Source organism: Methanococcus voltae, from assembly GCF_024807655.1.
Lineage (GTDB): Archaea > AGJL01 > Methanococci > Methanococcales > Methanococcaceae > Methanococcus > Methanococcus voltae_D.
In genome coordinates, this window is sequence record NZ_JANUCR010000003.1 from 123,335 (window position 1) to 134,562 (window position 11,228).

The 11,228-nt window shown below is 27.7% G+C and carries 9 protein-coding genes; 3 read left to right on the forward strand and 6 right to left on the reverse strand.

All coding sequences use genetic code 11. The annotated features are described in order from the left end of the window. The first annotated feature begins 183 nt into the window (after positions 1 to 183). The 3 genes from J3E06_RS04795 (at position 184) to topA (ending at position 4,934) form a co-directional block, all read left to right on the forward strand. The gene (locus tag J3E06_RS04795) at positions 184 to 1,398 is read left to right on the forward strand and encodes a DNA double-strand break repair nuclease NurA (protein ID WP_013180150.1); all 1,215 of its coding nucleotides are present in this window, start codon (positions 184 to 186) and stop codon (positions 1,396 to 1,398) included. A 240-nt stretch (positions 1,399 to 1,638) separates the two neighbouring features. Beyond that, complete coding sequence (locus J3E06_RS04800; protein ID WP_013180151.1) at positions 1,639 to 2,076, forward strand: universal stress protein; 438 nt, start codon at positions 1,639 to 1,641, stop codon at positions 2,074 to 2,076. A gap of 371 nt (positions 2,077 to 2,447) precedes the next feature. After that, positions 2,448 to 4,934: a DNA topoisomerase I gene (gene topA / locus J3E06_RS04805; protein WP_013180152.1), complete on the forward strand. Its 2,487-nt coding sequence runs from the start codon at positions 2,448 to 2,450 to the stop codon at positions 4,932 to 4,934. 16 nt (positions 4,935 to 4,950) lie between these two features. Here the strand turns inward: topA and J3E06_RS04810 are convergent, their stop codons facing one another. From J3E06_RS04810 to J3E06_RS04835, 6 genes are all read right to left on the reverse strand, one after another. After that, positions 4,951 to 6,489: an alkaline phosphatase family protein gene (locus J3E06_RS04810; protein ID WP_013180153.1), complete on the reverse strand. Its 1,539-nt coding sequence runs from the start codon at positions 6,487 to 6,489 to the stop codon at positions 4,951 to 4,953. 21 nt (positions 6,490 to 6,510) lie between these two features. Further along, a complete protein-coding gene (locus tag J3E06_RS04815; RefSeq protein WP_013180154.1) occupies positions 6,511 to 7,737 on the reverse strand; it encodes a hypothetical protein in 1,227 nt (408 codons plus the stop codon). Positions 7,738 to 8,018: 281 nt separating this feature from the next. Continuing rightward, complete coding sequence (locus tag J3E06_RS04820) at positions 8,019 to 8,351, reverse strand: winged helix-turn-helix transcriptional regulator (RefSeq protein ID WP_013180155.1); 333 nt, start codon at positions 8,349 to 8,351, stop codon at positions 8,019 to 8,021. Between the two features lie 239 nt (positions 8,352 to 8,590). Then, complete coding sequence (locus J3E06_RS04825; protein WP_013180156.1) at positions 8,591 to 9,088, reverse strand: hypothetical protein; 498 nt, start codon at positions 9,086 to 9,088, stop codon at positions 8,591 to 8,593. 191 nt (positions 9,089 to 9,279) lie between these two features. Beyond that, on the reverse strand, positions 9,280 to 9,945 hold the full coding sequence (locus J3E06_RS04830; RefSeq protein ID WP_013180157.1) for a hypothetical protein: 666 nt from the start codon (positions 9,943 to 9,945) through the stop codon (positions 9,280 to 9,282). Between the two features lie 228 nt (positions 9,946 to 10,173). After that, complete coding sequence (locus J3E06_RS04835; RefSeq protein ID WP_013180158.1) at positions 10,174 to 11,160, reverse strand: cell wall-binding repeat-containing protein; 987 nt, start codon at positions 11,158 to 11,160, stop codon at positions 10,174 to 10,176. Between the last annotated feature and the right edge of the window lie 68 nt (positions 11,161 to 11,228).

The following is an 11,228-nucleotide window of genomic DNA, read 5'->3' on the forward strand; positions in this document are numbered from 1 at the left end:
AGTTATTTTTAGTTATTTTTTAACTAATTTAAATTTGTCATTTTGTCATTTTTACCATATTCATTATATTTTAGCAGTATTTAAATTTAATTAATTAAAAAGATATAACTATGATAAATAAGATAATTTTTATATATTTTTCATATACTTTTATACATTGTATTAATTGATAAGGGCGGTAATATGGACTATTCAAAACTTAAAAGAAATAAAGAATCCATAAAAAATTTAATTGAAGAATTTAAGCGTGAAAAAATAGATTGTACACAATATTGGATTAATAAAGATTTTAAAGAAAATGATGAAATTATTAGTAATAATAACAATGAAAATAGCAATGAAAATAAGAGTAAACAATTATCAAAAGATTATAATTTCTTTGCGATAGATGGAAGCTTTAATCAGCGCAGTTTTTTAGATTTTAGCATCTACGTGGTTGGTGCTGAAGCTTACGGGCATAAAATAGGTACAAAAGTAAAACCATTATTAAATGCGTGGGACTCTGGCGTAATTTTGCCATATCAATACAGTAAAAGAAGCCGATTAGAGCACTATATGGCAACTATGGAGCTTAAACTTGCCTTATGCATATTAACTAATAATAGTAATAGTAATAATAATAGTAATAATAATAGTAATAATAATAGTAATAGTAATAATGATAAAATAGAGTCTTTTGATTACTATATTTATGATGGTTCAGTTTATTCCTGGCTTGTGCACGCTAAAAATAACCGATTATTAACAGAATACAAATATAATCGAGCAATTGGGGAATTATATATAAAATATGAAAAAGAATTTAGAAAGTATTTGCTTAATGAGCTAAATTGCGAAAAAATAGACGCTTATTCAAATTTTTATGAATATGCAAATATAAAAGAGGAAGAAGAAACCGAAAGCTTTGGTGAAAATGAGTTAAAAGTACTTTTTGAGCAATTAGAGTATATTATAGTCCTTTCAGAGCTACTAAAACACAGGGACAGAATAATAGGGGTTGCAAAAACCTCCAAAATGAATGTTTACTTTAAAGATAACTTACGTTCCGATATGTCTGCATTTTCACGATGTGAACCGGGTTATTCAATACCTATGAATTTAGTTGAAAAAGACATAAAATCAAGTAGTACAATTGAAGAGTTAAAAAAATTTGATATACATATTGATACGCTTAATTATCAGTTTTTAAAGTTCAAAAAAGGTGCTATGGGGATTACCTCGTTTAAAAAATTAGATGAGGAAGTTTTCGATGCACTTTATCAAATTACAGATATGAATTACCCGTACATATTAAAAAAATGTCATGAAAAGGTTAAAATATCGGAATTAGAAATGGATAAATATATTAAATATCTCGGAATTTATGAAGATACTGAAAGAGGCGTTTATTTGGATTAATAAGGAATAAGTGGAAACTAAAAAGTCAAAATATTATATTTTGATATTTTTAAAAAATTTAAATCAATAAAGATAAAAAGTATAAAAATAAATTTATACATAGATATAATATAAAAACAATAAAAATAACATAATATATCATAAAATAACATATAATAAACTATTAATTAACTAATCAGTTTATACATAATAATACAGTAATATATTGATAAATTAACAACTTATAGGGGGAGTAGCACTATGCAATACAAAAAGATATTAGTACCCACGGACGGTTCAGACGTATCTCTCGAAGCAATAGAGCACGCAGTATCAATCGCTAAAACGACAGGAGCTGAAATTTTTGGTGTTTATGTTTTGGATACGACGCCATATACAGAAATACCTGCTGACGGACTATGGAGTAATTTAAAAGAAATACTCGAAGAAGAAGGAGACAACGCATTGCATCTTGTTGCAAAAGCTGCAAGAAAGTATGATGTAGCTTTTAAAAACCAGGTTTTAGAGGGAAACCCTGAAAAAGAAATCGTTGAATTTGCAGATAAAATTAATGCAGACCTTATTGTAATGGGTACAACAGGTAAAACAGGTTTTGACAGACTTTTATTAGGTAGTGTTGCTGAAAGAGTTTTAAAACATACAAAATGCCCAGTTTTACTTGTTAGGCAAAAAGAATAATTTAATAACTTAAACTTAAAATTAAACTTAAAATTTACTTTTTTTATATTATATTTTTAAATTGTTATATCATTAATTATTAGCTTTATTATCAATTATGTGTTATTTTCTATTTTAATTTTCATAATATTTAACATAAAATAAGTAATTAGTTTTAAATGAGCACATAATGTTTATTTTAATATTATAACTATTACCTATTTATATATTGAAAATTAGAATAAAATAATATAAAATAATATAAAATAGTATAAAATAATATAAAATAATATAAGGTCTAATTCCACAATTATATTGTTATGTATTGTTATATGATTATTAGACGTTATTAAATCATTAAAATTTAAAAAAATTAATTTATTCGGGAAAATATGACAGGACTTATAATTTGCGAAAAGCCAAACGTGGCAAAAAAAATAGCGGATGCTTTGGGAAAACCTAAAAAGAAATCACAGAGTAAGGTTCCTTATTATGAAGTAGATACCAAAGGTAAAACTTATTACGTAGCATCAGCAGTAGGTCATTTGTACACGCTTATTGAGAAAAATAAAACCAAATTCGGAGATTACCCTACTTACGATATCGATTGGGCGCCTGCTTCGACGGTTGAGGGTAAAGAATACGTTCAAAAATATATCAATGTACTTAAAAAGCTCTCAAAAGATGCTAATGAGTACTATGTAGCTACGGACTGGGATATCGAAGGGGAATTAATAGGATATCACGCTTTACATCATGCTTGCGGTCAAGATATTGCAAAAAGGATGAGATTTTCAAGTTTAACTAAAAAAGAAATCTTAAAATCATTTGAAAATACTGATAGTATTGATTTTGGACTGGTGGATGCAGGGGACAGTAGACACAAAATAGATTGGTTCTTCGGTATTAATATCTCGAGAGCTTTAATGCAAGCGATTAGTTCAGCTAAAAGATGGAAAACAATGAGTACGGGTAGAGTACAAGGTCCTGCTCTTGCTTTTTTAGTTGAAAAAGAACTGGAAATACAGAAATTTGTACCGGTACCTTATTGGGTAATCAATGCAAATCTTAAAAATGAAAATGAAAATAATGAAGTTCCACTAATTGCTACCCACGAAATAGACAAATTTTGGGACGAAGAAGAAGCTAATAAGGCATATGGTAATGTAGAAGGTCAAAAAGAGGCTATTGTTGAAGAAATCAAAAAAACTAAGAAAAAGATAAAACCTTATCCTCCTTTTGATTTAGGTGCACTGCAAAGGGAAGCACACAATGCTTTTAGATACTCTCCAAAGAGAACGCAAGAAATCGCTCAAAAACTTTACGAAAAAGGTTATTGCTCATACCCAAGAACAAGTTCTCAAAAATTACCTAAAGATATGGAATATATGAATGAAGTATTAGGTAAACTTTTAAAAAGCAAGGAATATGGAAAATACGCCTCTGAGATACTTGAAAAGAACTTAAAACCAATTGAAGGCAAGAAAGATGACCCTGCACACCCTGCAATTCACCCCGTAGATGTTCCAAAAGAAGCTTTACCGGACGATGAACAGAAATTATACAATTTAATTGCAAGAAGGGCACTTGCTGCATACTGGGATGATGCAGAACGTGAATATTCAAAAATAACCGTTGACATAAACGGTGAAAAGTTCAAATTAAGTGGTTCACGTACTACACACGAAGGTTGGCACGAAATTTATTACTTTACAAAATTTGATGAGAATGAACTTCCAGAACTTAAAAAAGGTAAGGTATTACCAATAGAAAGTACGGAAAAACTTGCAAAAGAGACCAAACCACCTAAAAGGTACACTATGGCCTCAATCATTAAGGAACTTGAAAATAGACATTTAGGTACAAAAGCTACCAGAGCCGACATTTTGGAAAAATTAACTAAAAGAGGCTATGTAATAGAAGATGGTTCACTTAGTGTCACGGAATTAGGTATCGGAGTTATAGAAACTCTTAAAAAATACTGTCCTGAAATCGTAGAAGAAACACTCACTCGTGATTTAGAGGATAAATTAGAAAAGATACAAGACCATAAAATAAAAAAAGAGCAAGTAATAGACGAAACTAAGGTAAAATTATCGCAAATACTTGATGAATTTAGGAAAAAAGAAAAAGAAATCGGTAAAGAGCTTGTTGAAAAGATAGATTCCACCAATCGGTCATTACAACTTATTGGAAAATGTAAATGCGGTGGAGACCTTATAATTATTAAATACAAAGGCAAAAGCAGATTTGTAGGTTGCTCTAACTACCCAGATTGTGATATTACATACCCATTACCTCAAAAAGGTGCTATAAAAGTGCCGAATAAAGTTTGTGAGGTTTGTGGGCTTCCAATAATAAATTATATGGGCAAAGACCTATGTGTAAATATAGAATGTAGTTCGAGAATTTCTGAAGAAGATAAAAAAATACTCGAAAAAATCGAAAACGAAAAAGAAGAAGAAAAAATATGCCCTAAATGTGGTGGAACTCTTACCATTAAAAGAGGGGCTTTCGGCGTTTTCAGAGGATGCTCTAATTATCCCGAGTGTAAATATACGGAAAACTTAAAAGGCGAATCTAATGAAAAAGAAATCGTTGGAAAATGCCCTAAATGTGGTAGCGACTTAGTTAAACGTAAAGGTAGATTTGGGGAATTTATTGGTTGCTCTAACTACCCTAAATGTAGACATACTGAAAAGATACTAAAAGAAGGGGAAGAGGGTAAAGAACCTAAAAAGGCTACTAAAAAGACTACTACTAAGAAAACAGCTACTAAAAAGACTACTACTAAGAAAACAGCTACTAAAAAGACTACTACTAAGAAAACAGCTACTAAAAAGACTACTAAAAAGACCCCTGCTAAGAAAAAAGAATAATAAATATAATAAATTTTTAATTATCTTTTTTTAAAAATTCTAATTCATTATCCTCTGGAATATATTTTTTTAAATCACCATTCGGTCGTAAACCATATAATAAAGCTTTATCAGTGTAATTTAAAACTAAATTCATTATATCAGTGGAATTTATTCTATAATATCCGTTTAAAACATCCATTTCATTGAAAGCTTTTGTACTATCTTTGCCTACATTTTTACCGCATATTGCAATAGGCACTAACTCTCCCGAATGAATTAAACCCCCTGTTGAAGGTGTAGCGTGGTCTCCAGTGATTATATATAAATTTTCGTCTCCATTTTCCTTTTCTTTGTCGATTTCATCAATTACAACTTTTAAATTTTTATCTAATTTTTCTAAAACTCTTACCTTATTAATTGGATTTTTTGTATGACCTGCTTCATCGGGCTCTTTTGTATGAATATGGATAAAATCATAAATTTTTTTATTATTTATATTATTATTCTGATTATTATTATTATTATTATTACTATTATTATTATTATTTGTATTATCATTTTTAAATTTTAAACCTAATTCAATAGCTTTATCAAATTCTTTAACTTCATAATAATCCATTTTTAATAATTTTGCCAAACCTCTGAATAAACTACTATTTGCGATTATTACACCGTTTAAACCCCATTTCTGTTTAAAAGAAGGTAATTTTTTATAACTACCCGCCCATTTTGTTAATAAAAAGTTTGCAAGAGATTTATTTTCATTTTTACGACTTATATTTATTGAATCATTTTCCAATAAAGTATTACAAGTTGTTAAATACTTATTTAAAGCATTAGAAACATTTAAAGCGTTTAAATATTCTTCATAAGTTCCTATTAATTTAATCACTGGTTTAACCATTATTACGTGCCTATCTTTATAAAATGGGTCGCTATCAGAGATTTTATTAGATATACAATTATTAATATTATTAATATTACCATATTTTAAAATATTTTTTTCATTACAAAATTCTTCATAAGTTAATTCAAATCCATTCTTTTTAAGATTATTCTTTTTAAGATTAGGTTCTGTTTTTAAATTACCATCATTTTCCAATTTTGAAATTTCTAAAATACTATGTATGCCTTGCATATGATGTATTGTAAACAAATAGCCATCTATATTAATATTTGAGATTTTATTTAATAGTTCTGAGATTTCTTGATTGTTTATATCTTTTGTTCGCCTATCTAAAACTAAAAAGTTGTTTTCTTTTTGATTATAATTTACATGCCCCAAGGTTGCCCTTAAATATATTGAATCTTTTTTTAAGTCTATCCCTTCACCTAACGCTTCAATTACACCCCTACCAGGAAACTGGCTAATATCATAGCCCCAAAGTAAAAAATGGGCTACTTCAGTACCTAAAGGCACCCCTATTTTTTGAGGGCACATTAAACCAGTAAGTGAACTTTTCGCAAATTCATCTAAATTTGGAATATTTGCATATTGTAATGGTGTTTTATAATTTAACTCTTTAGAAGGTCTATCTGCAACGCCGTCAAGCAATATAACGATTGTTTTCATTTTTATACCTGATTACACTATTTAATAATTTGGATAATCTTTTTTACATACTTTTTTAAAATACTTTGCTACAATACTCATATAATCAAAACTATTGTTATAACCATTATGAAGCAAATCTTTGCTTATTACTTCCACATATTCTTTGTAAATACGTTCTATATCTTCCAAATGACATTTTCGCTCGTTTACAGTGTTATCAATATTTCTATAGTTTTTACTAAACATACAGGTAAACTGACTTGCATCTTGCTCCCAATCTTCGTTGATTATTTCTTTAATTTCAGTACCTTGCTCAACGTCTTTTAAAGGAGAGATTATTTCAACGTCAAAATCTTTTGCAATATTTGCATAAACCTCAAAAGCTACTGCAATCTGATTAATTTTATAATTATCATCGTGTTTAAGCCTATCTCCCGATATTATTCGTTTACCAAAATGATTGGCTATTGGAATCCTCAACATTCTTAAATAAGCGTGGCAACCCATACAAGGAGAGTAATAGAAAAATTTATCGCCGATTAATGATGAAAAACGCCCATTTATTGCGTGCCATAAACTTGGCTCATACATAAAGTGTAATGGCAAAAATATCTTATCCTTATGCATTTTTATATCATCACTGTTGCCCATTTTATTTTCTTTTTCGTTTTCTTTTTTTGGAATATAAAAACGGCTTGAAACAAACGAAGAATCTATATTATTTATATTATTCATATCCATATTCATATTCCTATCTTTTTCAGCATATTTTGACGAATTCCGATTTTCTTTATCGTTATATTTACCAACAAATGCTTTTACCATCTCAGTTAATGAAAAAGTATCATTATGCTCAGAAAATCTGGCATATATTTTTTCCCAATTTCTATAATATACTTCAAACTTTTCATAGTGTGCATATTCTTTTAAGGATAATGCTTCTGCCATATTTGCATAAAATTCATCTACTGGCTGTTTTTCATAACCTAAACGATTATACTGACTATTTATGCTATTTTCGTATGAATTATCGTACTCTAAACCAGTAAATGCACATATTGGTAATATCACATTTACATCATCATTGTCTTCAAAAGCCTTTATTATAGCTGCTGAGCTATCCCTACCTGCAAACTCCCCGATTACAATTTCTTCAGGTTTTATACCTAATTCATCGATTATTTGATTTGTTCGTTTTGACAAAATTGGTTTTTCAAATGAAGTTTTAAAATCTATAAAATTGTCCATCTTTTTGGTAAAATACATATTGACCCCCGCAATAATTTTTATCAAATATTAATTTCTATAAAACATTATATAGTTTGTTTTTGAATTTATTTATTTATTTGCATATTTTCGTATTTTCGTATTTTTGAGCAAATTAAAAGAATAATATAATAAAAGAAAAAAAGTATGGATAAATACTGTAAAATTTATTTAAAATAGGATTTACTTAGTTATTTAATCATATACCTATTAATTATTATTTATTAATTATTATTTATTAATTATTATTTATTAATTATTATTTATTTTTTATTTATTTTTTATTTATTAGTTATAGAATAATAGTCAGTTAATTTATTTATAAAATTTAATATTTGCTTACCGCAGTCTGATAATTCGTAAATTACTTTTCTACCATCTAACTTTATGATTACTAATTTCATATCTACAAGATTCTCTAAATTATTGTATAAAGTACCCTTTGAAACGTCAATCGTATTGTATATATCAACATACCTGCAAGCGCCATTGTGTTCCAAGCATTTTAGTGTACTTAACACACTCTTACGACCTAAAAGCGTTATAATTTCGGAGTCTTTGAACATTTCTGTAGGGTTGTTATTATCCATATTATCTGTAGTTTTATTTTGCAAAAATATCCCTCAATAAATTAACTATAAAGAACTATAATAACCGTAAAATAATCAAATTTTAAATTTAAAATAATAAGAATTAGTTAAAACTTGTACAATTTAAAGTTATTGATTTAATAAGTATAATAAAATTATAACCTAATAAAATTATAATAAAATAAAATTATAATAAAATAAAATGGCAATAAAATAGAGTAAATAATTAATTATATATTAATTTTAATTTTAATTTTAATTTATTATAACTTAATAACTAAATCTTCAGGGATATTGTTTAATGGCCTGTATACGTTGTACCCACTTTCTTTAAAAGTTTCCCAAATGGATAAATTGGTTGATACATACTCTCCTCCTTCCACCCATTTTTTAATTGGGGTTTCAGTCATTTTAAAGGAGATATTCTTTTCATTATCAATAATATATCTCTCAATATCCTGTACAACGTCAGCTACTGCCATATATTTTTGTAAAGCTTCATTTTCGTGTCTTTTTTGGTACCCCTCGATTACTTTGTTGTATCGTACCAGTATTACTTCCTCATTTTCAGAATTCCATCCGCAAATTAATCTGAAAAGGTTTTTTCCATAAACACTTATTATAAACATTGGCTCCCCATATACCAAACCCCTGTATTTCCCAAATATTAAAGCTTTCTTTTTGCTTTGTCTTACTTCTTTTATATCATTTACTTTCATTGTAATGTCCGTAATATTTTCTAAATCTTCAAATATTCGCATATAACCACCAAAAAATAATTAGATACTATTAGATATTAAAACAATAACGATTATTTTTATTGATTTATTATGTAATCAATACTATTTATAATTAGTTAAAAAATTTTGTTAAAACTATATGTTGTATATAAAATAGCGAATAAAATAAAAATTAAACTAATAAAATGAAAAAATAAAAAAAATTAGATTATTTAAGCTGTTGTGGAATTATTAACATTTCCCACTAAAGCTATCAAAAGTCTTGATTCAGCCTTATCTATTTCTTCTAAGGAATTACCTTCGATTAAATAGTGATTAAATCCTACTTTTGTAATTGTTGCAGTATTGTTTGTTTTTCTAAGTTCAAATACTGTTGTTTTATTACTATTTTTTACTATATCCAACTCAGTAGCATTTAATACAATATCTATCGGATTTGACTCATTTCTATAAACTAATAACTGTATTCCTGTGTTATTGCCGTCAATACTTGACAAACTTGCAATATTATGTGGTTTGTAGTAATTATCATATATATAATAACCATTGAAGTTAATTAACTTAATTTTTAAGTCCATTACAGCCACACCACCCTCATTATTTGGTAATGATGGGTCATATTCAATATATGCAAGCTGTGAATTATTGAAATAATTATTTTTAAGTTCTGCATCTGAAGTATTTACTAAATCTACTGAAACTGTGTCTAACACGTCAGCTCTTAAGGTTAATACTTGCGATTGGTTTCCGAAATGTACAAGATACTCAGAACTTGACAACTGTGTGGTATTGTTATCGTTAGATTTGCTCGTACAAAGTGAAAAACTCGCAACTAAAACCAAAGTCAATGCTAAAACAGCTAACTTTTTAAAATCCATTGTTTCACCTGTGTAAATTACATTTGTGAATATTTAAATTTTTATGATAATGTATTATTTAATAATATATTATACAAAGTACTATTTTATAATATATATTATTTATCAATACGTTAGGTTAAAAAAATATAATCTTAAAAAAGAAATAAAGAAAATAAAGAAATATGGAAAAAATAATAATTTATTTATTATTTATTATTTATTTATTATTTATTTATTATTTATTTATTATTTAACGGGTTTATTTGGATTATCAACTTTTACCTTACCATTTCCTTGACCCACTCCCGGATTGGTAGAATTAGCAGATTCGGGAATCACATCTGGATACCCGTAGTTTTTAAAGTTTTTTTTTGATGTGAATTTATACTGTGAAATCATACTTTGGAGTTCTATTTCAGCAGCATAAGCATTTACATAATCTTCGTCTTCAATGTATCCGTCTATTTCTGCCAATTTATTTTGCAATGCTTGATAATTTGAATCATTAGTCATATTTTGACCATATGTGTTCAATTGATTCATTTTTCTAATTAAAAACTGTCTCGTGTTTTGAACCTTGTTCTGTAAAACCCATCCTGGCATTGCTTGAGTGCTTACCATAAATCCACGGTTGTTTAACCTTTTTACAAGTGCTGAACCATTGAATAGTGGATTTTCAATAACTGTAATGTTAGTCTCATTTGTAATGTTTAAATCATCTAAAGTATCATTGTCAATTGATAAATTAGTTCCGTTTGTAAGAATTACGAATCCATAACCGCTACAATTTTCGTTTATGTCTTCTCCGTAAACTATTGTAATATTGGTAATGTTTGCGTCTCTAAATTTTTCTAAAAATTTATCTATTACTTCCTGATTAGTTTCATATCTATTTGAACCATTTAATCTCGCATAAGTTATATTGTATTCGTCTAATTTATCATCATATTCGGTTGGAATTGCTACTGGTCCACCTATTATGTAAACTATTTCCGGCTCTTCGACCAGTATGGTATCCCAGGTTTCATTTGTATATTCGCCCCAAGGCGTTGTAATGATTACGTTATCGTTTAAAACTTCGCCCAATGAATTTGCAGTTAAACAATCTGCAGAATTATCACTTACGAGCAAAACTTCGGTTGCTAATGCCGATGATACGCCAAATAACAATGATACAATAGTCATTGTAGCAATTAGATATTTTAAACCACTTGATTTTAAATCTTTGCCCATATTATCACCATTTAAATAAATTAATTTTATTAATCAACATTTGTTTATATGTATTCAACATATATTTA

What these genes read in the sequence shown, in the direction of transcription:
- J3E06_RS04795 (WP_013180150.1), top strand. Translation starts at nt 184, where the DNA reads ATGGACTATTCAAAACTTAAAAGAAATAAAGAATCCATAAAAAATTTA.
- J3E06_RS04800 (WP_013180151.1), top strand. Translation starts at nt 1,639, where the DNA reads ATGCAATACAAAAAGATATTAGTACCCACGGACGGTTCAGACGTATCT.
- topA (WP_013180152.1), top strand. Translation starts at nt 2,448, where the DNA reads ATGACAGGACTTATAATTTGCGAAAAGCCAAACGTGGCAAAAAAAATA.
- J3E06_RS04810 (WP_013180153.1), bottom strand. Translation starts at nt 6,489, where the DNA reads ATGAAAACAATCGTTATATTGCTTGACGGCGTTGCAGATAGACCTTCT.
- J3E06_RS04815 (WP_013180154.1), bottom strand. Translation starts at nt 7,737, where the DNA reads ATGTATTTTACCAAAAAGATGGACAATTTTATAGATTTTAAAACTTCA.
- J3E06_RS04825 (WP_013180156.1), bottom strand. Translation starts at nt 9,088, where the DNA reads ATGCGAATATTTGAAGATTTAGAAAATATTACGGACATTACAATGAAA.
- J3E06_RS04830 (WP_013180157.1), bottom strand. Translation starts at nt 9,945, where the DNA reads ATGGATTTTAAAAAGTTAGCTGTTTTAGCATTGACTTTGGTTTTAGTT.
- J3E06_RS04835 (WP_013180158.1), bottom strand. Translation starts at nt 11,160, where the DNA reads ATGGGCAAAGATTTAAAATCAAGTGGTTTAAAATATCTAATTGCTACA.